Below are 23,789 nucleotides of genomic sequence, written 5' to 3'. Positions count from 1 at the left end.
TCTCCAGGGTACGCGGGCTAGATGCTCAATTCCTTGGCGGCCCGGTCGAGGTCGGTGGCCAGCAGGTCCTCCCGGAACGCGCACAGCTGAAGGGTCATCCGGGCCGGGCCGGTCTCCCCCACCACCAGCTTGATCCGGGTGCCGGCGTCGTCGAGATCACCCACCAGGGCGTCCAGCAGCCGCACCCCCGCGCTGTCCAGGAACGAGACCGCGGTCAGGTCGATCAGCACGGCGGGAGCCCCACCGGCGTGCCGGAATATCTCGCGCCCGATCTCCGGGGCGTTCGCGAGGTCGATCTCACCGGCCAGCCGGACGAGCTCCGCGTCACCGAGGCTGGCGAAGGTCACCCACTGGTCGGTCATGCTGAGCCTTCCTGGCGCGCTCGCCGCATGGTGACCGTGGTGCCGTCGGTACGGTCGAAGGTGACCTCGTCCATCGTCTGGTGGATGAGCCGCAGGCCACGGCCGCGCACCTCGTCCCCGTGCGGGACGCGCCAGTCGCCACGGTCGGTGATCTTGACCTCGATCGCCTCCGGGGAGACGACCGCGGTGACGTCGACGATACCGAAGGGGTCGTTGCGATAGCCGTGCTCGATGGCGTTGGCGACGGCCTCGGAGCACGCCAGCAGGACGGCCTGGGTGGTGTCCTCGTCGATGCCGTGCGACGCCAGCCAGCCGCGCATGTCCTTGCGCAGGAGCGCGATCTGGATCGGGTCCGCGCCGATCGCGCGTTCCAGCCGCTCCTCGGTGCCGATCGCCAGGCACAGCAGGCACACGTCGTCGACGTGCTCCCGGCCGACCAGGCTGTGCGCCAGCCCGGCGGTCAGGCCCGGCAGCGGGGCGTCGCGGCGGCCCGCGTACGCGCGGGCCAGCATCTCGAAGCCCGCGTCGATGCGCCGGTTGCGCCGCTCGATCAGCCCGTCGGTGTAGAGCAGCAGCCGGCTGCCGGCCGCCAGGTGCGTACGGTGCTCGAGACGCCGGCGCCGCCCGGCCCGCGAACCGAGCGCCCCGGAACGGCCCTCCATCAGGTAGCGCGGCGATCCGCCCGGCTCGGCCAGCAGCGGCGGCAGGTGCCCGGCGCAGGCGTACGTCATCTCGCTGGTGCTGAGGTCGACCTCGGCGTACGCGACGGTCGCCATCCGCGCCGACTCGACCCGGTCGACGAACCGGTCGAGCCGTTCCAGCAGGCGCGCCGGCCCCGCCTCGGCCGACGCCAGCGCCCGGATCGCGCTGCGCAGCTGACCCATCGTGGTCGCCGCGTCGATGCCGCGGCCGACCACGTCACCGACGACCACGGCCAGCTTGTCCGGGGTGATCAGGAAGGCGTCGAACCAGTCGCCGCCGACCTCCATGTCGAGCGCCGCGGCCTGGTAGTGCGTCTCCACGGCGAATCGCGGATCGGTCGGCAGGTCGTGGGCGAGCAGGCTGCGCTGCAGGGTCCGCGCGACGGCGCGCTCCTGCTCGTAGAGGCGGGCGTTCTCCAGTGCCAGCCCGGCCCGGTCGGCCAGGTCGCCGAGGAACGCGGCCTCGGCGGAGGCCGTACGCCGGCCCGGCGCCATCCGCAGCGCCAGCGTGCCGAGGACCTTGCCGCCGGCGGACAGCGGCAGCACGGCACTGTCGGGATCGGGGCCCTCGGCGGTCAGCTCGGCCTTGCCGTTGGCGGCGACCAGGGCGACCCGCTCGGCGAGCCGGTCGGGGTCGGGCGCGGGGCCGCCCGCGTCGGCGAGCAGCCCGGCCGGGCCGATCTGCAGGCGTACGGCGGCCCACTCGGCCACCTCCGGCACGAGCCGCTCGATCAGGCGGCGGGCCCGCGGCATCAGCCGGGACTCCTCGTCGAGGACCCGCGTGGTCTCCGCAAGGAACGTGGCCCGCTCCTCGCGGCGCCGGGCGTCGTCGTAGAGCCGGGCCCGGTCGAGCGCCTGCCCGGCCTGGTGCCCCAGCAGCCGGACCACGCGTAGCTCGCTGTCGGTCAGCTCGCGCTTCTCGGTGAAGCCGAAGCTGAGGACGCCGAGCACGTCGGCGCCGATGGATTCACCGGCGAAGCCGGCGGTCAGCGGAAGCATCACCACGGTCTGGTAACCGGTGCGGCGCATCGCGACGGCGAGTTCCGGGAAGTGCTTGTCGGCCTCCTCCAGCGAGCCGATGACGTGCAGGTCGCCGCGGCGGGCGACCTGGGCGACCGGCCGGGAGGAGGCCAACGGAATCTCGTCGCGCACCGGGCCGTCCGACTCGGTGCCGGCCAGGGCGACGAGCTGTTCCCGATCCACGTCGAGCAGCCAGACCTGGGCACCGGCGGCCTCGAACGCGGCTGCGGGCGCGCCCACCACCGCCTCGGCGACCTCCCTCGCGGTGGGCGCCGCCGCGAGATCCGCCACGACCTGCTGGAGGGCTCGCACCCGCTGCTCGGACCCCTCGGCGGCGCGCCGGGCGCCGAGAAGCTCCCGCTCGTAGCCGCGTCGCTCGGTGGCGTCGAAGACCATCGTCCGGATCACCCTTGGAAGGCCGGCCGGGTCACGGCCGAGCACGGAGTTGACCAGAATGGGCAGGCGCCGGCCGTCGGCGCGGACGAGCTCGAAGGCGATCTCCTGAACGTCGTCCCGCATCGACAGCAGCGGCGCGTAGTGCGTCTCGTGGTAGATCTTGTCGCCGGGGCTGAGGAGATCGCGGAAGCGGCGCAGGCCGACGAGAGCACTGCGGTCGTACCCGGTCCACGAGAGGAACGTCTCGTTGACCTTCACGATCGTGCCGTCCGGCAGCGTGGTCAGGTAGCCGCACGGCGCATGCTCGTACAGGTCTCCCGGATCCTCGTCCCAGGGCACGCGCAGATCCTGCGTCATGTCGGGACCGCCATTGCCGCTCTCCGTCATGTCGGTCAGAGGTACGCCTTGATCGCCGCGACCGTCTCGCCCGGTGCACTCAGGTTCGGGCAGTGGCCGGTCGCGTTCATGGCCACCAGTGTGCTCCCCTCGAGGTGCTCGTGCACGTAGTCCCCGACGACCGACGGCGCGATGACGTCGTCGGCGCATTGCAAGATCAAGGCAGGGGTACGCAGTTTCGCCAGGTCCGCACGGTTGTCCGACAGGAACGTGACGCGCGCGAATTTCCTGGCGATCGCGGGATCGGTGGCACAGAAGCTCTGAGTCAGCTCCTGGCCCAGCTCAGGCCGGTCCGGATTGCCCACGATCACCGGCGCCATCGCACTCGACCACCCGAGATAGTTGCTGTCCAGCGATTCGAGCATCGCCTCGATGTCGGCCCTGCCGAACCCCCCGACGTAGTCCCCGTCGTCGATATAGCGCGGCGACGGCCCGACCAGCACCAGTTTGGCGAAGCGGCCGGGCTCGCGGACGGCGGCGAGCACACCGATCATCGCGCTGACCGAGTGACCCACGAAGACCACGTCGTGCAGGTCCAGGTCATGCACGATCTCGAGCACGTCCGAGGCGTACCCGTCGAGACTCGAGTAGCGCCGGTCGTCGTACGCCCGCAGATCCGAACGCCCCGCACCCACATGATCGAAAAGCACGACCCGATGGGTGTCCATGAACTCGGGCGCGACGAAACGCCACATGTTCTGATCGCAGCCGAACCCGTGCGCGAACATCATCGGCTGCCCGTCCGGGCGGCCCGTCACGGTGAGCGCGTGTTTCTGAGTCAAGTTCATCTACGGATCACCACCGGGTCACCATACGACTCCATACCGTCCCGCACATCGCCCCCTCTGTCCGTCTCTCGCCGAGCGATTCCCGCGGGCCGGGCGGCCGCTGCGGGTCCACGGCCGTCGATGATCGGGCCGGCGCAGTGGCGGACCGCCTCTAACCTGGCGTGAAGCAGCACCCCCGTGGGAGGAGACGACGGATGACCGACCAGCAGCCGGGCGACCCGGCCGCGGACGGATCCGCCGGTCACCCGGACCCGACCCGGGTGGACGGCCCCACCCCCGACCCCACCCGAGCGGCCGGCATCGGCCCGGACCCGACCCGGGTGGACGGCCCCACCCCCGACCCGACCCGGGTGGAGGGCACCGCCCCCGAAGCGAGCCGAGCGGCCGGCGCCGACACCGACCCGACCCGGATGGACGCCACCGCGCTCGCCCCAACCCGGGTGGAGGGCACCGCGCCCGCCCCAACCCGGGTGGAAGGCACCGCGCTCGCCCCAACCCGGGTGGAGGGCACCGCGCCCGCCCCAACCCGGGTAGAAGGCACCGCGCTCGCCCCAACCCGGGTGGAGGGCACCGCGCCCGCCCCAACCCGGATAGAGGGCCCGGCGCCCACCCCTACCCGGATAGACGGCCCCGCCCCGACCCCAGTTGCCGGCACCCGCCCGGACCCAACCCGGGCGGAGGGCACCACGCCCGAGACGACCCGGGCGGCCCGCACCGGCCCCGACCCGACGCGGGTAGAGGGCACCACGCCCGAGACGATCCCGGCGGCCCGCACCATCCCCGACCCGACCCGGGTGGAGGGCCCCATCCCCGACCCGACCCGGGTGGAGGGCACCATCCCCGACCCGACCCGGGTGGACGGCGAGCCGAACCCGACGCCGGCGGAGAGCGGCCCGAAGCCGACCCGGGCGGACAACGGCCTGGATTCGGCGCTGGCGGACGGCGCCGGTCCGGCGGGTCCGGCCGGCCCCACCGCCCGCGTCGCGCCGGGCGCCGCGCCCGAGCCCTCGACCGGCGACGTGCCGGTGGCCGAGGACGTGCCGGAGCGCTGGAGCGGCTCGGCGGCCGTCCCGCCGCCGTCGCCGAAGAAGTCCTGGTGGAACCGGCGCGCCCCGTCCCCCGAACCGCCGCCCGCGGTGGACCCCTGGTCGGACGACGAGGACTGGTCCACCACCCCGCCGGTCGACCCCTGGGCCGACCAGGACACCCCGATCGACGTCCTGGAGCCGTTCCCGGAGGCGATGCCGCCGACCCGCGTGGACCGGCCGGTCCCGCCACCGACCGGGCTGGGCCGGCCTCTGCCGCCCACCCACGTCGACCACCCGCTGCCACCGACCCGCGTCGAACAACCGCTGCCGCCCAGCCGCGTCGACCACCCACTGCCACCGACCCGGGCCGAGCACCCGCTGCCGCCCACCCGCATCGACCAGCCCGGCGCCGGTCTGCCCCCGACGCCGTCACCCCCGGCGGCGGCCGCACCCCAGCCCCCGTCGTCAGCGCGGCAACCCGGAACAGCTCAGCCACACCCCGGGCTGCCGGCGGCAAGCCTGCCGCCCGCAGCCCCGCCGTCCTCCGCAGCGCAGGGAATCCCCTCGCCGCAGAGGCCCCCGTGGTGGCCCGCCACCTCACCCCAGGCCGCCTCACCGCCCGCGGCCCCCGAGCCGCGCCGCCGCGGCTGGGGCCGCAAGCGCCGCAGCGAACCCGCACCCGCACCCGCCCCGGTCAACCGTCTCCCCGTCCAGCCTCGCCCGGCAGCACCACCACCGCAGCGCCCCGCGCCCGCGCTCCCTCCGGCCTACCTGGACCGTGCCCGGCCGCTGCCTTCGCCGCCGCCCGGAAAGGCTGCGAAGAAAAGACGAAAGGGACCTCCGGCTCTGCCGCCCGGGCGCCCGTCGCAGGCGGGCCCGTCCCAGGCACTGCGCCCACCGCCCGGGCGCCCGCCGCACGCGGGCCCGCCCCAGGCACTGCGCCCGCCGCCCGCGCCGCCGCGCCGTAAGCGCCGCTGGGGGCGGCGACTTCTCGTGTTCACTCTGCTCAGCGCGCTGTGTTGTTGCGGCGTACCGGGTTATTTCCTCTGGCCGGCCGCGCAGCAGTATCCGGTCTCGGCGGTCCTGCCGCAGACCGTCGCAGATCTGGAGCTGCGCGACGACGACGCCGGCCGCCGGGCCACCGAGCGCCTCGCCGACCAGGTGCAGGGCACCAGCCTGGTCTCGTCCGGTGATGTGTTCGCCGGCATGTACGCCGACGGCAACGGCAAACGGGTCACTCTCTTCGGCACGACCGGCCTGCGCCTGACGCCGGAGAGTGACGTCGAGGCCGAGATCGCGCACCTGTCCGGCAAGTACTCGATCGAGGACGTCCGCTCTTTCGATCTGGGTGAGACCGGCGTGCACGAGCGCTGCGGTGTCGGCCGCAGCGGGGGCGCCGCGGTGGTCGTCTGTGCCTGGGCCGATCACGGCAGCCTGGCCACGGTGCTGCTGACCCGCCGGTCGGTGGAGGAGAGCGCCGAGCTCACCGGGGTGGTGCGTGAGGCCGTGCTGCGGCCCCGGATCCAGGGGAATGCCCAGGTGAGCAGCGGGTAGTTCGTCCCCATGACGAGGCGCTGGCTCTTCGCCGACCAGCTCGGCCCGCACTTCCTGGACGACCCTCAGCAGCCCGCGTTGCTGGTGGAGTCGCGGGCGGTGTTCCGGCGCCGCACGTTCCACCGGCAGAAGGCCCATCTCGTGCTCTCGGCGCTGCGTCATCGTGCCGCCGAGCTCGGCGACCAGGCCGAATTCGTCCGCGCGGAGACGTACGGGGAAGCGGTCCGGGCTGACGGGCTGAGCGTCTGCCACCCGACCTCCCGCGCCGCGCGGGGGCTCGTGCACCGGCTGGGCGTGGAGATGCTGCCGCCGCGCGGGTTCGTCACGGCGCCGGAGGACTTCGTCGCCTGGGCCCGGGGCCGCCGGGGCCTGCGGATGGAGGACTTCTACCGGGAGGCGCGGCTGCGGCACGGCATCCTCATGGAGGGCACCGAGCCCGTGGGCGGCGCCTGGAACCTCGACGCGGAGAACCGCGAGCCGCCACCGCGCGGCGCGAAACGGCTGGACCTGCCGCAGCCGCCCGAGATCCGCGAGGACGACATCGATGCCGGCGTACGGGAAGATCTGGACCGCTGGCAGCGCGACGACGGCATCGAATTCCTCGGCCGGGACGGCCCGCGGTTGTTCCCCGCCACCCGCACGGAGGCCCTGGCGCGGTTACGGCACTTCGTCGAGCACCGGCTTCCGGCGTTCGGGCCGTACGAGGACGCCATGCTCGCCGGAGATCCGTGGATGGCGCACAGCATGCTCAGCGCGCCGCTCAACCTCGGGCTGCTCGACCCGGTCGAGGTGGTGGAGCGGGCCGAGGCCGCCTACCGCGCGGGTGCCGCCCCGCTCAGCAGCGTCGAGGGCTTCATCCGGCAGATCATCGGCTGGCGCGACTTCATCTGGCACCTGTACTGGTACTTCGAGCCGGAGTACCGCCGCTCCGACGAGCTGCGGGCGCGCGGACGGCTTCCGGCCTGGTTCGCGGAGCTCGACGCCGATGCGGTCGAGGCCCGCTGCCTCGCCGACGTGCTGGCCGGGGTACGCGATCGCGGCTGGGTGCACCACATCCCGCGTCTGATGGTGCTGGGCAACTACGCGTTGCAGCGCGGCTGGCGCGCCGAGGCGATGGCGGACTGGTTCCACCGGGCCGTCGTCGACGGCTACGAGTGGGTGATGACCGCGAACGTGGTCGGCATGAGCCAGTACGCCGACGCCGGCCGGATGAGCACCAAGCCGTATGCGGCCGGCGGCGCCTACATCCACCGCATGAGTGACTACTGTGGCGGTTGCCGCTACGACCCGAAGGTGCGGGTGGGTGACGACGCTTGCCCGTACACGGCGGGATATTGGGCCTTTCTGGAGCGCAACGAGGACCGCCTGCGTGCCAACCACCGCATGCGCCGGCCGGTGCAGGGCCTGCACCGGCTCGTCGACCTCGACGCCCTGGTCGAGCAGGAGAAGGCACGCGGAAGCCGGGCGCCTTAGGACTCCTCGGGAGCGGCGCGCGGCGGGGCGTAGCGGGGCACGTACTCCTGGCCGGTGAGCTTCTGGATCTCGGCCATGACCTCGTCGGTCAGCGCGCGCAGCGACGTGCGGTCGTCGGCGCGCCCGGTGGTCTCGATGGGCTTGCCGAACCTGACGGTCACCTTGCCCTTGCCGAGCTTCGGGTACGGCTGGCCGATCGGCTGCACCTTGTCCGTGCCCTGCATGCCGACCGGGATGATCGGTACGCCCGCGGCGACGGCGAGCCGCGCGACGCCGGTGCGACCGCGGTAGAGCCGCCCGTCCGGCGAACGCGTGCCCTCGGGGTAGACGGCGACCATGTCACCGGCCTTGAGCACCGGGATGGCCCCGTCGAACGCGGTGAGCGCGGCCCGGCCTCCGCCGCGCTCGACCTTGATCGCGCCGAGGCCGTGCATGACGAACTTGGTGATGGTGCCGCCGATGCCGCCGCCCTGGAAATACTCGGCCTTGGCCCAGAAGGCGATGTGCCGGGGGACGGTGGCGCCGAGGAACAGTTCGTCGGCGACGGACAGGTGGTTGCCGGCGAAGATGGCGCCGCCGGTGGCGGGGATGTTCTCGAGGCCTTCGACGTGAGGTCGCCAGCCGAGCATCATCGCGTTACCGACAGTGACTTTGCCGATCGAGTAGAGCAGCGGCAACGTGTTCCTCCGGCGGGGACTGCAAGAAAAAGTGGGGGGCGGTAGGACATTATCCGACGCCGGCGGGAATTCTCCCGTTGATCTTGGGTGCCGGGCTCGGCATGTACCGCGTAAGACGGCAAATGCCGAGCCCTGCGGAGCCGCTCAGCCGGCGCGAACGACCGAAACGGTGACGGTTTCGCCCTCGCCGACCTCACCGGCGAAGCCCTTGTCGACCGCACCGAAGCCCAGCGAGGTGGCCAGCGTCTCGGCAGCCACGAAATCGCGGTGTGCTTCGACCGCGGCCACCACGGCCTCGGAGGCGGCGACGGTCAGCGTGATGCGGTCCGAGACGTCCAGGTCGGCGTCGCGCCGGGCCTGCTGCACGACGCGGATGACGTCCCGGGCCAGACCCTCGGCGGCGAGCTCGGGCGTGACCTCGGTGTCGAGCACGACGACACCACGGTCCCCCGGCAGCGGCGCGGAGTTCTCCACGTCGGCGGCGACGAGCTTGAGCTCGTACTCGCCCTCCTGGAGCGCGACGCCGGCGGCGACCGGCGCGCCGTCGACCAGCTCCCAGTCGCCGGCCTTGACGGCCTTGATGACCTGCTGCACCTGCTTGCCCAGGCGCGGACCCAGGGCTCGCGGGACCACGGTCAGGACCTTCCGGGAGTACGCGGTGAGATCCTCGGCGAGCACGACCTCCTTCACATTGACCTCGTCGGCGAGCAGGTCACGGAACGCCCGTAGCTGCGCGGCGTCCGGGGTGGCCACGGTCAGCCTGGCCAGCGGCAGGCGTACGCGCAGCGCCCGGGCCTTGCGCAGCGACAACGCCGCGGAGGCGACCTCGCGGATGGCGTCCATGGACGCCACGAGCTCGTGGTCCGCCGGGAACGCGTCCGCCGAAGGCCAGTCGGTCAGGTGCACCGAACGGCCGCCGGTGAGCCCGCGCCAGATCTCCTCGGTGGTCAGCGGCGCGAGCGGGGCGACCACCCGGCACAGCACTTCGAGGACCGTGGCCAGGGTGTCGAAGGCATCCGCGTCTCCGGCCCAGAAGCGGTCGCGCGAGCGGCGGACGTACCAGTTGGTCAGCGCGTCGAGATACGCCCGCACCGCCCCCGCCGCGCCCGAGATGTCGTAGTCGTCCATCTTCGCCTGGACGTCCGCGATGAGCTCGTTCGTCTTCGCCAGGATGTACCGGTCCAGCAGGTGCGACGAGTCGGTCCGCAGCGTCGCGGTGTGACCCGACGCGTTCGCGTACAGGCTGAAGAAGTACCAGACGTTCCAGAGCGGGAGCAGCACCTGCCGGACCGAGTCGCGGATCGCGGTCTCGGTGACCGGCATGTCACCGCCGCGCAGCACCGGCGAGGACATGAGCATCCAGCGCATGGCGTCCGAGCCGTACGTGTCGAAGACCTGGTACACGTCCGGATAGTTGCGCAGGCTCTTGGACATCTTGCGCCCGTCCTCGCCCTGCAGGATGCCGTGGCTCAGGCAGTTGCGGAACGCCGGCCGGTCGAACAGCGCGGTGGCCAGCACGTGCATCGTGTAGAACCAGCCACGGGTCTGGCCGATGTACTCGACGATGAAGTCGCCCGGGTAGTGGTGCTCGAACCAGTCCTTGTTCTCGAACGGGTAGTGCACCTGCGCGAACGGCATCGACCCGGACTCGAACCAGCAGTCGAGCACCTCGGGGACCCGGCGCATGGTCGACTTCCCGGTCGGGTCGTCCGGGTTCGGGCGGGTCAGCTCGTCGACGTACGGGCGGTGCAGGTCGGTGACCTTCACGCCGAAGTCGCGTTCCATCTCCTCGAACGAGCCGTACACGTCGACCCGCGGGTACGTCGGGTCGTCGGACTTCCACACCGGGATCGGCGAACCCCAGAAGCGGTTGCGCGAGATCGACCAGTCGCGGGCGTTCGCCAGCCACTTGCCGAACGAGCCGTCCTTGATGTGCGACGGCGTCCAGGTGATCTGCTGGTTGAGCTCGACCATCCGGTCCCGGAACTGCGTGACCGCCACGAACCACGACGACACGGCCTTGTAGACCAGCGGGGTGTCACAGCGCCAGCAGTGCGGGTACGAGTGCGTGTAGCCCTCGTGCCGCAGCACCAGCCCCCGCCCCTTGAGGTCGGCGATGATCGGCTTGTTCGCGTCGAACACCTGCACGCCCTGCCACGGCGCGACCAGCGCGGTGAACCGGGTGTGCTCGTCCACGGTCACGACGGTGGGGATGCCGGCCGCGTTGCAGACGTTCTGGTCGTCCTCACCGAAGGCCGGCGCCTGGTGCACGACACCCGTGCCGTCCTCGTCACTGACGTAGTCGGCGGCCAGCACCTGGAAGGCGTTCGGCCCGGCCTGCTCGACGAGGAAGTCGAACATCGGCGTGTACCGGCGCCCGGCCAGCTCGCTGCCGCGCACCGTGCCGACCTGCTCGTAGCCGTCCAGTTCCTTGGCATAGGCGCCCACCCGGCCGGCGCCGAGGATGAGCTTGCGGCCGTCCTTCTCGAGCACCGCGTACTCGATGTCGGGGCCGACGGCGAGCGCGAGGTTCGACGGCAGCGTCCACGGCGTGGTCGTCCACACCGCGATGTCCTCGCCCGTATCGAGACGGAACGTGACGGTCAACGCCGGATCGGTCCGGTCCCGGTAGACGTCGTCCATCCGGGTCTCGGTGTTGGACAGCGGCGTCTCGCACCGGAAGCAGTACGCGAGCACCCGGAAGCCCTCGTACACCAGGCCCTTGTCGTGCAGCGTCTTGAACGCCCACATGACCGACTCCATGTAGCTGGGGTCGAGGGTCTTGTAGTCGTTGCCGAAGTCGACCCAGCGGGCCTGGCGGGTGACGTACCGTTCCCAGTCCTTGGTGTAGGTCAGCACGGACGTGCGGCAGGCGTCGTTGAACTTGTCGACGCCCAGCTCGAGGATCTGCGCCTTGGTGCTGATGCCGAGCTGCTTCTCGGCCTCCACCTCGGCGGGCAGCCCGTGGGTGTCCCACCCGAACCGCCGCTCGACCCGCTTGCCACGCATGGTCTGGTAGCGCGGTACGACGTCCTTCACGTAGCCGGTGAACAGGTGCCCGTAGTGCGGCAGCCCGTTGGCGAACGGCGGGCCGTCGTAGAAGACGTACTCGTTGCTGCCGTTCTGGCCGGCCGGCCGCTGGTCGACGGAGGCCTCGAAGGTCTTGTCGGCAGCCCAGTGCTCGAGCACGGCCCGCTCGACCGCGGGCAGGTCCGGGCTCGCGGGCACGCCGGAGGCGTCGGTGTGCTGGGGATACGCCATCGGTGGTTCGCTCTCCTCGCAGGTCACGTGGACTGCGAGGACGAGCTCTGCCGAGCCCGCGGTACCACCTCGCTTGACGGCCGCGAGGCCGCCCGCTCATTCGCCGGCTGGGGTGCGGGCCGGTGCCGCCCGGTTCTACTCAGACCTCTCATGACCAAGGATCATGAGGGGCCCTTTCTTCCGGAGGCTCCCCGGTGATGGCCGGATCGACGCCTGCAGAAGACAACGATACCGGCCCGCGTTTGTTCCTCAGCGTCGACCGGGCGCCTTCAGCGTGGTGTTCCAGAGCGACACCCCGTCGCGATCACGCAGGTCGACCCGGAGATCGCCGCTGCGGCCGTCGATGCGGACCTCGCCGAAGTGCTGGAATCCCTCGGCCGGCGAGGCGTTGGCCACCGGCGGGGCGTGCACGAACCTGGCCTCCGGGCCGAAGGTGCCGTCCAGGGCATTCGGGCCGAAACCCCCGGCGTGCGCCGGACCGGACACGAACTCCCAGAACGGCGTGAAGTCCTGGACGGCCGCCCGGGCCGGGTCGTAATGGTGGGCGGCGGTGTAATGCACGTCCGCCGTCAGGAACACGATGCCGGTCACGCCGGCCCGGTGCGCCGCCTGCAGCACCTGCGCGAACTCCAGCTCACGGCCCTTCGGCGCGCCCGGGTCTCCCTGCGCGACGCCCTCCTGCGCGGTCGGTCCGTCCGGCACCACCAGGCCCAGGGGCAGGTCGTTGGCGATGACCTTCCAGGTCGCCCGCGAGCCCTGCAGGCCGCGGATCAGCCATTCCCGCTGCTCGTCACCGAGCAGGCCGCGGTGCGGGTCCGCGTACGTGTTGCCGTCGTTGACGTCCTTGAAGGTGCGCATGTCCAGCACGAAGACGTCCAGCAGCGGACCGTACGGGATCTTGCGGTAGACCGGCCCCTCCCGGCCCGGGACCGGCACCCATTCGTGGTACGCCTGGTGAGCGCGGGCGGCGAGCACGTCGACACGCTTCTCCGTGTAGCGGGCGTCGTCGAGGATCTCGCCGGGATACCAGTTGTTGAGCACCTCGTGGTCGTCCCACTGGTTGACCTGCGGCACCTCGGCGGCGAAGGCCTTGTAGGCGTCGTCGAGCAGGTTGTAGGCGTACTGCCCGCGGTACTCGGCGAGGGTCTCGGCGACCTTCGACTTCTCCGCGGTGACGAGGTTGCGCCAGATCCGGCCGTCCGGCAGGGTCACCTGCGCCGGCAGCGGCCCGTCGGCATAGACAGTGTCACCGCTGTGCAGCAGGAAGCCGGGACGCCGCCGGCGCATCGATTCGAAGATCTTCAGGCCACCGTACGCCGGGTCGATGCCCCAGCCCTGCCCGGCGACGTCACCCGTCCAGACGAACGAGACGTCCCGGCGCCGGGTGGGTGCGGTGGTGAGCTGCCCCGGCACCGGTTCACTGAAGAGGCCGGGACGGTCGAGGCTTTCCACCCGTACGGAATAGAAGAAGCGCTCCCCCGACGGCAGGCCGCGCAGACGCACCTTGCCGGTGAGATCGGTGTCCGGGGTGAGCACCGGGCCGCGGACGCGGCGGGCGCCCCGGAGATCGGGGCGGCGGCTCACCTCGACCCACATCCGGCCGGGCCGGTCCGCCCGGGTCCAGACGAGAGCCGACTCGGCGGTGGCATCGCCGGACTGCACACCGTGGGTGATGACGGGACGGCTTGCGTTGCGCACAGCTATGGCGGGAGCGGCGGGCAGAGCGCTCAGGATTCCACCGGCCAGGCCGGCCCGCAGCAGGCTGCGTCGATCGATCGAGGTCATGCCGCCGGTCTATCAGCCGCACATGAAATCCCGGTGGCTGTCACACCACCGCCGGCTGTCTCGTCCTCCTGGTGACACTGCTTCTGCTCTGGAGGAACACATGCCCCGCTTGACCATCGACCAGGTCGCCCCCGGCGCCTACCGCGCGGTGTACGGGATGGAACGGTACTGCCAGGAGAACGTCGACCCGACGCTGTACAAGCTGATCAAGCTGCGTGCGTCCATCGTCAACGGCTGCTCGTTCTGCACCGACATGCACAGCCGCGAGGCGCTGGAGAAGGGCGAGTCCTCCCGGCGGCTCTTCGCCGTGGCGGCCTGGCACGACGCACCGTTCTTCACCGAGAAGGAACGGGCGGCGCTCGCCCTGACCGACGCGGTGACCCGCCTCGGCGAGCACGGCGTCCCGGACGACGTCTGGGAACCGGCCGCCAAGGCGTTCACCGAGGAGGAACTGGGCAACCTGCTGATGGCCATCGCCACGATCAACGTGTGGAACCGGCTGTCGATCGCCGTCCGGAACGAGCCCCCGGCTCTTTAGAGCTTGGGGAACCAGAGCGCGAGCTCGCGCTGCGCGCTCTCCGGAGAATCGGAGGCGTGAACCAGGTTCTCCCGGTTGGACAGGGACAGGTCGCCGCGGATCGTGCCCGCGGCGGCCTTGCGCCCGTCGGTGGCGCCGACCAGCGTACGTACGACGGAGATGACCTCGTCGCCGGAGAGCACGGCCGCGACCAGCGGCCCGCCGGTCATGAACTCCTTCAGCGGCGGGTAGAACGCCTTGTCCACGTGCTCGGCGTAGTGCTGGTCGGCCAGCCCCGCGTCCATGGTGCGCAGCTCGAGCGCCTCGATCACGAGACCCTTGCGCTCGAAGCGCCCGAGGATCTCCCCGAGCAGGCCGCGCCGCAGCGCATCGGGCTTGACGAGCACGAGCGTGCGCTCGGCAGGGCTGGTGGACACGGGAGAAGCCTCCTGGTTTCCGGGCTCGTTTCCGAGCAAGCCGACACGCCGGGTTCGCGGCCGGGATGTCAGCCTATCGGTACGCCCGGCGAGGCGGGCAGCAACCGCCTTTCCCCGGTGCGCGACGCTCCGCCTTTCCCCGGGTGCCGACGCTACGTAACCTCATGGGTAGTCCCCGGGAGGTCCACAGTGGCGAACCAGAACGGCCGGCCCATCGCACCGGCCCGCAAGCTCGTGGCCGCGGTCGTCGGCACCATCGCGGGCTTCGTGATGGTCTTCGGCCTCGGCATGTCGAGCTGGGCGATCGTCGCCCTGGGCGTGGCGATGCTGACCCTGGCCATCGGCCTTGGCATGGTCAACGTGGTCCGCCGCGGCGCCCGCGCCTGGGTGGCCGGCACGGCCCAGGTCAAGGCCATCTCGGACCCCCCGGCCACGTCCGTCTACGGCCGCGCCGAGATCCAGGTCCTCATCGTCGCCCCCGGCCTGCCCGCGGCCGAGGTGATGGTCCGAGACCCGAGAGTCCCTGTCTCCAAATGGCCCCAACCAGGCGACATGCTCCCGGTCACGGTCGACGTCGACGACATGCGCCGGGTGAAGATCGACTGGGCCGAGGCCGAGCCGAACCAGCAGGTCACGACCGTACCGCCGGCCTTCTACGAGGACGACCTCCCCGACGACGACCTCCTCGGCGGTGATCCGGACCCACCACCCTGGGTGACCCGCGACCGCCAATGGGGCCGAGGCCCGGACGAACCCCCACCACCGCCGCCATCCCCCCGCACAGCAGACCGCGACGACCTACCCCCACCCCCACCACCGGGAGCGGTCGTGGTCCGCGACGCCCCGGGAGGCCCGATCCTGGAAGGCCAGCTGGTCGAGGGCGACTACACCCAAACCCTCCCTCGCCGAGCCGGTACGGCCACAGCCACGGCACCGCCCCCACCGCCTCCGGGCACCTCACCCCGCACGGAGCCGCCACCACCGCCGGTCGCCGAACCTGCACCCCCGTGGGCGGCAGCCGAGGCCACGCCGGCCGGCGAGCCGACGCCGGCCACAAAGCCGTCGCCCGTCGCTGAGCGATCGCCCGCCGCTGAGCCATCGCCCGCCGCTGAGCCATCGCCCGCCGTTGAGCCATCGTCCGCCGGCGAGACGGCATTGGTCGGCGAGCCACCATTGGTCGGCGAGCCGTCGCGAGTTGCCGAGCCGACACCCGTCTCCGAGCCGGCACCAGCCCGCGAGCCTTCACCGGTCGCGGAGGCACCGCCGCCCCGACCGGTCGCTGAGCCTCTGCCGCCGACCACCGAGCCTTCACCGCCCCCGCCGGTCGGCGCGGCGACGCTCGGTGACGAGTCGGCGGACGTCTATGGGCCTTCGCCCGGCCCGTCACGCCCCGCCGATTCCAGGCCCAAGCCTCGACCCAAGCCCCGACCCTCCTCCTCGACCACCGAGGCCCCGTCCTCGCCTGCAGCCGCGAGGTCTTCGGCCCCGGCATCCCCCACTTCCCCGGCATCCCCCGCTTATCCGGCGAACCAGACCGACGTCGACATCGATCTTCCTCTCGACGGCGACCCCGAGCCGCCGCCGGAATCGCGGCCCAAGGCCCAGGCAGCCATGGCGGCCGGCATCATGGCCCCACCCGTCACCAGCGACGAGCCGGCGAACCCCGCACGGCAGTCGCCGGAGACCACCCCACCCGCCGAGCAGGCGGCGGAGGCCCCCCGGCCCACGGCAACGCCTGAGCCCGCAGCACAGCCTCAGCCGGGGACGACAAGAGCTGCCCGGGTCCTCGATGCGGAATCCGCTCGCTCCGCGCCCCCGAAGCCGATGGACGACGATCTCCTCGGAGACCTCGAGCCCCCGCCGTGGCAACAGCGCGTATCGGACACCGCAGCTCGCGAGACCTCTCCCACGCCGGCTCCCCGAACCCCCGATTCGACGCCGGACGCAGGCGCTGCGGCTGCCGCAGCGGCGACCCCGAATGGGCCGCAGCCCTTCCCCTCCCCCGGATCGGAGAACGCTCCGGGCCCGCGAGCCTCTTCGGAGCCGCAGACCTCCCCACCGCCGCAGACCTCCCCACCGCCGCAGACCTCCCCACCGCCGCAGACCTCCCCACCGCCGCAGACCTCCCCACCGCCGCAGACCTCTTCATCGCCGCAGGCGTCCCCGGGCTCGCAGGCCGTCCCCGGCCCGCAGGCCGTCCCCGGCCGTCAGGGTTCCGGATCGCCGCAGGCCGCGCCACGGCCCCAGGCCCTCCAAGAGCCGCCGGCCCCCCTCGAGCCGCGGGCCCGTCCAGAGTCCCAGCCCACTTCCGGATCGCCGGCCGAAGCCGTAGCCGCGACCAGTGAGCAGCCGTCGTCCCAGTCCCGGCCTACGACCGGACTGGCCGCCGCGGTGGCGGCCGGCGTAGCCGCCCTCAGCAACGTCTTCCGCTCCCGAGATCGCGAGATCCCCCCGGCCGGCGAAGGTCACAGCGGCCCGTCATCCGCCGCACCGATCCCCAGCCCACGCCCGGAGCCCGCGCCGCACTCAGCCCTCCGCGACCCGGCTGGTCCATCGGCCACCCCTCCCGGAGCAACCGATCCTGATCCCGGAGCAGCCGCCTCGGCGGAAACCGGTGCAGTGGCGGCCGGCGCGGCAGGGGCCGTCCGACCTCAGACGGCACCCGAGCCCGAACCCCCTGCCGCGTCACAGTCCGGCGGACCTCGCCCGGCAGGACAAGCCGTACCGGGGCAAAGCCAGCGACGCGGTCCATGGTCGGACCTCGAGGGCGGCTACCAGCCGGACGACCGCGCCGAAGAGCTGATCACGGCGTACCCGAGCGCTCGCCCGGGACCCGCGGGAGCGATCCACGGTGTGGGGATCACGGTCCTGGTCACCGACCTCGACCGCTCGATCGCCTTCTACAAGGAGATGCTCGGCTTCCATGAGATCGACACCGGCGCCGGCAGCGCGGTCCTGGCATCCGGTGACACCCGGCTCGTCCTGCGTACGGTACGAGACCTCTCGGCAGCGGGCCGCCTGATCCACCTGAACCTGGAAGTCGGCGACGTCGAAGCCGTCTACGAAGAGCTCCAGCGCAAGGGCGTCGCGTTCGTCCACGGCCCCCGCCCGGTCAACCGCGGCGACAAGCTGGAACTCTGGGCCGCCTCGTTCCACGACCCCGACGACCACAACATCGCCATCACCCAGTGGCGAGCCATCCGCTGACAGCACGGGTCGGCCAGGCGCAAGGTACGCCGACCCGGTCGACCGGCTGAGCCGGCCGGCAGCGGTCAGCCGACGGCGGCTCCGTGGGGGCTGGGCCCGATCAGCGAGCCGCCGGCCGGGCGGCAGCGGCTGGGTGGTAGCAGGTAGGCGATAGCGGCCAGCCGACAGCAGCCGGCCGACCGGCGGTCGGGCAGCCGGCGGTCGGGCAGCCGGCGGTCGGGCAGCCGACGGTCGGGCAGCCGACGGTCGGGCAGCCGGCGGTCGGGCAGCCATCGGTCGGGCAGCCATCGGTCGGGCAGCCATCGGTCGCGGTGGACCGACCCCGACGCGATCCTCGCCGGGCGGCCAGCGGTCGGGCGGCCAGCAACGGCCACTCGGGCGGCAGCGCCACGGCGGGCGGCATGAGCCAGACAGGCCGCCGCGGCTTCGTGGACGGCAGGTGCCGGCCGAGCGGCAGCGGCCATGCGGACGGCAGGGGCCAGCCGGCAGCGGCCACGTGATCTCTGCGCGGCCTCGCGGACAGCAGCGGCCAGTCGGGCGAAAGCGGCGGGAGAACCCGCAGCGAGCAGGGAGGGCGTCACCGGCAGCGCGCGCAGCAGCAGGGCGAGCATCACCGGCAGCGCGCGCAGCAGCAGGGCGAGCATCACCGGCAGCGCGCGCAGCAGCAGGGCGAGCATCACCGGCAGCGCGCGCAGCAGCAGGGCGAGCATCACCGGCAGCGCGCGCAGCAGCAGCGCAAGCGAGAGCCGCCAGGCGGCCGTGAGCCGCAGGACGCGACCGCAGCCGCAAGACGGACCGCAGCGGCCGGCCGTACCCTGCAGAGCAGCCCGCACTCCCGACCGCCCCGGAACGGCCCGCTCAGCCCAGAATCGTGCGCCGTACGTACGTCGCGTATCCCCAGGCCGCCCCGAAGATCAGGCCCAACGCGGCCAGCGACCAGTGCAGCAAGCCCGACGCCAGCAACAGCACCTGCAGCACCGTCCCGGCATGCCAGGCCCACGACCGCCGCATGCTGCCGGCTACGACTGCCGCCACGACTGCGAGCCCGACGACCGCCCCGATGCCCCAGCCGCCCAGGTCGCCGCCGAGGATGCGGATGGGCTGGATGGCGAGCAGCAGCACGATCGCTTCCAGCGCCAATGTCCCGGAGCCGAGCCCACGCACCGCGGCCTGCGGATTTCGCAGCCCGGAACGTGTCGGAGCGGCGGACTCGTCACCCGCAGCGGCAGGGATGGCTGCCGTGCCGGGGTTGCCCTCCGTGGCGGGCTCGGGCTCGGTCATTTCTTCAGGAGCTTCCGGGCATCGGCGACCGTCACGACGGAGCCGGTGATCAGGACGCCGACGCCGCTGAGCTCGCCGTCGGTGTCCTCTTCGGCCAGGACGACGGCTTCCTCGATGGCGTCCGGCATCGTCTGGGCGACGGTGACCCGGTCCTCGCCGAAGATGTCCGTGGCGATCTGGGCCAGCTCGTTGAGGGGCATCGAGCGGGGTGAGCTGTTCTGGGTCACGACGAGGCGGGCCGCGACCGGCTCGAGCAGGTCGAGGAGGCCGGACGCGTCCTTGTCGCCGAGCACCGCGACCACCGCGACGAGGTGGCGGAACGCGAACTCCTCCTCCAGCGCGGAGACCGTGGCGGCCATGCCGTGCGGGTTGTGGGCGCCGTCGAGCAGGATCGTGGGCGCGCTGCGTACGCGTTCCAGCCGTCCCGGCGAGTCCACGGATGCGAAGCCTTCGCGCACCAGGTCGGCCTCGAGTTGTTTGTTGGCGCCCGCCCCCAGGAAGGCTTCGACGGCGGCCAGGGCCAGCGCCGCGTTCTGGGCCTGGTGCGCGCCGAAGAGGGGCAGGAACACCTCGTCGTAGACGCCGCCGAGGCCCTGCAGGGTGAGCAGCTGGCCGCCGACCGCCTGGTCGCGGCGGACCACGCCGAACTCGCTGCCCTCGCGGGCGAGGGTGGCACCGACTTGGGCGCAGCGCTCCAGCAGCGGCCGCATCGCCTCCTCGGTCTGCACCGCGGTGATCACGGTGGCGCCCTGGTGGATGATGCCGGCCTTGGCCCAGGCGATGTCCTCGATCGTGTCGCCGAGCCATTCGGTGTGGTCGAGCCCGATCGGGGTGATGACGCAGACCCCCGCCTCGATGACGTTGGTCGCGTCCTCCTCGCCGCCCAGCCCCACCTCGACGACCGCGATGTCGACGGGAGCGTCGGCGAACGCCGCGTACGCCATGGCGGTGGTCATGTCGAAGTACGTCAGCGGCTCGCGGGCCCGCTTGTCGATCAGCTCGGCCACCGGTGCGACCTCGTCGTACGTGGTGACGAGCCGTTCCTCGGACACCGGCTCGCCGTCGAGGCTGATCCGCTCCCGGACCGTCTCCAGGTGCGGGCTGGTGTACCGGCCGGTGTGCAGCCCGTGCGCGCGAAGCAGACTGTCGATCATCCGTGCGGTCGACGTCTTGCCGTTGGTCCCGGTCAGGTGGATCGCCGGGTACGCCCGCTGCGGACTGCCCAGCACGTCCATGAGGTCCCGGATCTTCTGCATGTCGAAGGCCATGCGGGTGAAGCCGCGCCCGTCGAGCGCGGCCACCACCTCGTCATACGTGCTCATGCGGACGGGAGGCCTTTCAGCGCCGCGCCGATTCGCGCGAGGTCGGCCTCCGCGGTGGCGAGCCGATCCTTGATCTTCGCGACCACCTGCTCCGGCGCCTTGCCGACGAACGCCTCGTTGCCGAGCTTGGCCCGGCACTGCGCCGCTTCCTTCTCGGCCGCCGCGCGGTCCTTCTCGAGCCGGGCCCGCTCGGCCGCGACGTCGATCGTGCCGCGGGTGTCGAGGTCGACGGTGATCCCACCGGTGACCGCGAGCGTGGCGGTGGCGGTGAAGTCGGTGGCCGGCGGGTCGAGCCGGGCCAGGGACCGGATCAGCGCCTCGTGGGTGTCGATGCCGACGTTGCCGAGCCCGGTCAGGGCGGCGCTCACCCGCTGGCCGGGGCGCAGGCCCTGATCGGAGCGGAACCGCCGGACCTCGGTGACGACCTTCTGCAGCGCGGCCAGTTCCTCCTCGGCCGCGTCGTCGATCAGCGCCTGGTCGACGAGCGGCCACGCCGCTCGGGTGATCGTCTCGGCGCCGGTCAGCACCGTCCACAGCTCCTCGGTGACGAATGGGATCACCGGGTGCAGCAGGCGGAGCAGCTGGTCGAGCACGTGCCCCAGCACCCGCCGGCTCCGGGCCGCCTCGGCACCCTCACCCGCGAGGACCGGCTTGCTGAGCTCGACGTACCAGTCGCAGACGTCGTCCCAGGCGAAGTGGTACAGGGTGTCGCAGACCTTCGCGTACTCGTACGCGGCGAACTGCTCGTCCACCTCGGCGACGACGTGCTGGAGCCGGGAGAGGATCCACTTGTCCACGGCGGACAGCTCACCCGCCGGCGGGAGGTCACCCTCGACGGTGGCGCCGTTCATCAGCGCGAAGCGCGTCGCGTTCCAGAGCTTGTTGCAGAAGTTGCGGGAGCCCTGGCACCACTCCTCGCTGATCGGCACGTCGGAGCCGGGGTTGGCGCCGCGGGCCAGCGTGAAGCGGGTGGCGTCGGCGCCGTACCGATCGATCCAGTCCAGCGGGTCGACCACGTTGCCGAACGACTTCGACATCTTCTTGCCGTGGCCGTCGCGGACCATTCCGTGCAGGTTGACCACGTTGAAGGGCTGCACGCCGTCCATCGCGTACAGACCGAACATCATCATCCGGGCGACCCAGAAGAAGAGGATGTCGTAGCCGGTGACGAGCACGCTCGTCGGATAGAACCGCGCCAGCGTGTCGGTCTGCTCGGGCCAGCCCATCGTGGAGAACGGCCACAGCGCGGACGAGAACCACGTGTCGAGCACGTCCTCGTCCTGGCGCCAGCCCTCGCCGGTCGGCGGCTCCTCGTCGGGGCCGACGCAGACGACCTCGCCGTCGGGCCCGTACCAGACCGGGATGCGGTGGCCCCACCACAGCTGCCGCGAGATGCACCAGTCGTGCATGTTGTCGACCCAGGCGAAGTACCGCTTGGACAGCTCGGCGGGCTCGATCGCGACGCGCCCGTCCCGCACGGCGTCTCCGGCCGCCTTGGCCAGCGGACCGGTGTTGACGAACCACTGCAGCGACAGCCGCGGCTCGACGGTGGTCTTGCACCGCGAGCAGTGGCCGACGGAGTGCACATACGGTCGCTTCTCGGCGACGATCCGCCCCTGCTCGCGCAGCGCCGCCACGATCGCCGGCCGCGCCTCATAACGATCAAGACCCTCGAACGGCCCGGGTACGGTGACAACCGCCCGCTCGTCCATGATCGTGATGCTCGGCAGGCTGTGCCGCTGACCGATCTCGAAGTCGTTGGGGTCGTGCGCCGGGGTGACCTTGACGGCACCTGTGCCGAAGCTGGGGTCGACGTGCTCGTCGGCGACGATCGGAATGCGGCGCCCGGTGAGGGGCAGCTCGACCTCGGTCCCGATCAGGTGCCGGTAACGCTCGTCGTCGGGGTGCACGGCGACCGCGGTGTCACCCAGCATCGTCTCGGCGCGCGTGGTGGCAACGACGATCGCGTTGTCCCCGTCGCCGTACCGGATGGAAACGAGCTCGCCGTCATCTTCGGAGTGCTCGACCTCGATGTCACTGAGCGCGGTCAGGCAGCGCGGGCACCAGTTGATGATCCGGTTGGCACGGTAGATCAGCTCATCGTCGTACAGTCGCTTGAAGATCGTCTGGACGGCCCGCGACAGGCCCTCGTCCATGGTGAACCGCTCGCGGCTCCAGTCGACGGAGTCGCCGAGGCGTCGCATCTGGCCGAGGATCGCGCCCCCGGACTCGGCCTTCCACTCCCAGACCTTCTCGACGAACTTCTCACGGCCGAGGTCGTGGCGGGAGAGCTTCTGGGCAGCAAGCTGCCGCTCGACGACGTTCTGCGTCGCGATGCCGGCGTGGTCCATGCCGGGGAGCCACAGGACCTCGAAGCCCTGCATCCGCTTGAGGCGGCTGAGCGTGTCCTGGATGGTGTGGTCGAGCGCGTGGCCGATGTGCAGGGAGCCGGTCACGTTGGGCGGGGGGATGACGATCGAGAAGGGCGGCTTGTCGCTCGCCGGGTCTGCCGTGAAGTAGCCGGCCGATACCCAGTGCTCGTACCGCCGCTGCTCGACCTCGCCCGGCTGGTACTGGGCGGAGAGGCCACCGGTGGGCCGGCTGTCGGGGGTACGGGTGTCGGTTGCTTCGGTCACCCGACAAGTCTACGGAGGCCGTACCGGTGGGCTGCGGGCGCATGCCCTGGCTGTGGATAACTGTTGTTAGGCTCGCACGATGTCCGAGCGCGCAGGCCAGACGCCACCGTCCGCCCAGGAACCGGTGGAGATCGCGCCGGAGCCCTTCGCGCTCGCCGAGCCGGCCGAGGAGCAGCCGGAGGAAAAGGCACCCCGGTCGCGGACCAAGACCATCGTGCTCGGCTCACTCCTTGCGGTGAGCCTGGCCGGCGCGGGGATCATCGGGTACGCCGGCTGGCGGATCGCCTCCCAGAAGGACGCGACGCTCACGGCACCGCCCCAGGTCGGATCCCTGAAGCTCGACACCAGCGACAACGGCAGGTCGACGGCCGACTACCTCCAGACGGCCCTGTCCGCCGAGGTCGACCTGGACAAGGCCCTCGGCGCCGTCTACACCGACGGCAACGGCCAGAACGTCCTCTTCTTCGGCGGTACGACGCTGATCTGGACGCCCGAGAGTGACCTGGACACCGCCTTCGAGCTGGTCTCCGACGATCAGGGTGCGGTGACCGGGCTGCACGAGGTGTCCGCCGGCCCGCTGGGCGGCACGATGAAGTGCGGCACCACCAAGAGCGACGGTACGGACATGCCGGTGTGCGGCTGGGCGGATCACGGCAGCCTGGCGCTGGCCATGTTCCCAGGACGTGCGGAAAACGACTCGGCGAAGCTGCTGCTGGAGATCCGGGACGCGACGCAGAAGCGCAACTGACAAACAGAAAAGGGCCGGCCCCGTGGCGGGGTCGGCCCATTCTTGTGGTGGTACGGGAAATGCGGAAACGCCCACCCCCGCGAAAGGGGGTGGGCGTTTCCTGAAGTTGAGTCCGGCGGCGTCCTACTCTCCCACACCCTCCCGAGTGCAGTACCATCGGCGCTGGAGGGCTTAGCTTCCGGGTTCGGAATGAGACCGGG

At 71.8% G+C, this 23,789-nt stretch carries 17 protein-coding genes and 1 rRNA gene; 5 read left to right on the top strand and 13 right to left on the bottom strand.

The annotated features are described in order from the left end of the window. Positions 1-17 precede the first annotated feature (17 nt). From ACIBO8_RS05510 to ACIBO8_RS05500, 3 genes are read right to left on the bottom strand one after another with little or no spacing between them, the layout of a single operon-like run. Positions 18-362, bottom strand: coding sequence for an STAS domain-containing protein (locus tag ACIBO8_RS05510; RefSeq protein ID WP_396113922.1), 345 nt, complete (start codon positions 360-362; stop codon positions 18-20). Beyond that, positions 359-2,836 (bottom strand): SpoIIE family protein phosphatase, encoded by a 2,478-nt coding sequence (locus ACIBO8_RS05505; RefSeq protein ID WP_396113921.1) that lies wholly within the window; start codon positions 2,834-2,836, stop codon positions 359-361. Before ACIBO8_RS05505 ends, ACIBO8_RS05510 begins: the two co-directional genes overlap by 4 nt. Positions 2,837-2,871: 35 nt before the next feature. Beyond that, entirely contained in the window at positions 2,872-3,663 is a 792-nt protein-coding gene (locus ACIBO8_RS05500) for an alpha/beta fold hydrolase (protein WP_396113920.1), read from the bottom strand. Between the two features lie 194 nt (positions 3,664-3,857). On the opposite strand from ACIBO8_RS05500, the gene ACIBO8_RS05495 reads away from it, so the two are divergent. Both ACIBO8_RS05495 and ACIBO8_RS05490 read left to right on the top strand, forming a co-directional pair. Continuing rightward, positions 3,858-6,245 (top strand): hypothetical protein, encoded by a 2,388-nt coding sequence (locus ACIBO8_RS05495; RefSeq protein ID WP_396113919.1) that lies wholly within the window; start codon positions 3,858-3,860, stop codon positions 6,243-6,245. 9 nt (positions 6,246-6,254) lie between these two features. Next, entirely contained in the window at positions 6,255-7,718 is a 1,464-nt protein-coding gene (locus tag ACIBO8_RS05490; protein ID WP_396113918.1) for a cryptochrome/photolyase family protein, read from the top strand. Here ACIBO8_RS05490 and ACIBO8_RS05485 read toward each other — a convergent pair. The 3 genes from ACIBO8_RS05485 to ACIBO8_RS05475 all read right to left on the bottom strand — a co-directional run bounded on the left by ACIBO8_RS05485 (position 7,715) and on the right by ACIBO8_RS05475 (position 13,441). Then, complete coding sequence (locus tag ACIBO8_RS05485; RefSeq protein WP_396113917.1) at positions 7,715-8,395, bottom strand: lysophospholipid acyltransferase family protein; 681 nt, start codon at positions 8,393-8,395, stop codon at positions 7,715-7,717. The genes ACIBO8_RS05490 and ACIBO8_RS05485 overlap by 4 nt on opposite strands. Positions 8,396-8,539: 144 nt before the next feature. After that, entirely contained in the window at positions 8,540-11,656 is a 3,117-nt protein-coding gene (ileS, locus tag ACIBO8_RS05480; RefSeq protein WP_396113916.1) for an isoleucine--tRNA ligase, read from the bottom strand. Positions 11,657-11,905: 249 nt separating this feature from the next. After that, complete coding sequence (locus ACIBO8_RS05475; RefSeq protein WP_396113915.1) at positions 11,906-13,441, bottom strand: alkaline phosphatase D family protein; 1,536 nt, start codon at positions 13,439-13,441, stop codon at positions 11,906-11,908. Between the two features lie 100 nt (positions 13,442-13,541). Here ACIBO8_RS05475 and ACIBO8_RS05470 point away from each other — a divergent pair, with 100 nt between their 5' ends. Next, positions 13,542-13,979: a carboxymuconolactone decarboxylase family protein gene (locus ACIBO8_RS05470; RefSeq protein WP_396113914.1), complete on the top strand. Its 438-nt coding sequence runs from the start codon at positions 13,542-13,544 to the stop codon at positions 13,977-13,979. Here the strand turns inward: ACIBO8_RS05470 and ndk are convergent. Then, on the bottom strand, positions 13,976-14,395 hold the full coding sequence (gene ndk, locus ACIBO8_RS05465; protein ID WP_396113913.1) for a nucleoside-diphosphate kinase: 420 nt from the start codon (positions 14,393-14,395) through the stop codon (positions 13,976-13,978). The two genes, ACIBO8_RS05470 and ndk, sit on opposite strands and share 4 nt — an antisense overlap. Positions 14,396-14,547: 152 nt before the next feature. Continuing rightward, a complete protein-coding gene (locus ACIBO8_RS05460; RefSeq protein ID WP_396113912.1) occupies positions 14,548-14,736 on the bottom strand; it encodes a hypothetical protein in 189 nt (62 codons plus the stop codon). A gap of 2,512 nt (positions 14,737-17,248) precedes the next feature. Between ACIBO8_RS05460 and ACIBO8_RS05455 the strand changes: the two genes are divergently transcribed. Further along, on the top strand, positions 17,249-17,602 hold the full coding sequence (locus tag ACIBO8_RS05455) for a VOC family protein (RefSeq protein WP_396113911.1): 354 nt from the start codon (positions 17,249-17,251) through the stop codon (positions 17,600-17,602). Between the two features lie 65 nt (positions 17,603-17,667). Here ACIBO8_RS05455 and ACIBO8_RS05450 read toward each other — a convergent pair whose 3' ends face one another. From ACIBO8_RS05450 to ACIBO8_RS05435, 4 genes are read right to left on the bottom strand one after another with little or no spacing between them, the layout of a single operon-like run. Then, positions 17,668-18,435, bottom strand: coding sequence for a hypothetical protein (locus tag ACIBO8_RS05450; protein WP_396113910.1), 768 nt, complete (start codon positions 18,433-18,435; stop codon positions 17,668-17,670). Between the two features lie 25 nt (positions 18,436-18,460). Then, on the bottom strand, positions 18,461-18,883 hold the full coding sequence (locus ACIBO8_RS05445; protein WP_396113909.1) for a DUF4233 domain-containing protein: 423 nt from the start codon (positions 18,881-18,883) through the stop codon (positions 18,461-18,463). Next, on the bottom strand, positions 18,880-20,205 hold the full coding sequence (locus tag ACIBO8_RS05440) for a bifunctional folylpolyglutamate synthase/dihydrofolate synthase (RefSeq protein ID WP_396113908.1): 1,326 nt from the start codon (positions 20,203-20,205) through the stop codon (positions 18,880-18,882). Before ACIBO8_RS05440 ends, ACIBO8_RS05445 begins: the two co-directional genes overlap by 4 nt. After that, the gene (locus ACIBO8_RS05435; protein WP_396113907.1) at positions 20,202-22,841 is read right to left on the bottom strand and encodes a valine--tRNA ligase; all 2,640 of its coding nucleotides are present in this window, start codon (positions 22,839-22,841) and stop codon (positions 20,202-20,204) included. Before ACIBO8_RS05435 ends, ACIBO8_RS05440 begins: the two co-directional genes overlap by 4 nt. 79 nt (positions 22,842-22,920) lie before the next feature. Between ACIBO8_RS05435 and ACIBO8_RS05430 the strand changes: the two genes are divergently transcribed. After that, a complete protein-coding gene (locus tag ACIBO8_RS05430; protein ID WP_396113906.1) occupies positions 22,921-23,589 on the top strand; it encodes a hypothetical protein in 669 nt (222 codons plus the stop codon). 110 nt (positions 23,590-23,699) lie between these two features. On the opposite strand, the gene rrf is transcribed toward ACIBO8_RS05430, so the two are convergent. Next, positions 23,700-23,789, bottom strand: a 5S ribosomal RNA gene (gene rrf / locus ACIBO8_RS05425); the annotation flags it as partial.

It is taken from the genome of Actinoplanes sp. NPDC049681 (assembly GCF_044465265.1).
Lineage (GTDB): Bacteria > Actinomycetota > Actinomycetes > Mycobacteriales > Micromonosporaceae > Actinoplanes.
The sequence above is the reverse complement of the archived record's forward strand: the minus strand, read 5'-3'. Positions and strand labels throughout refer to the sequence as shown.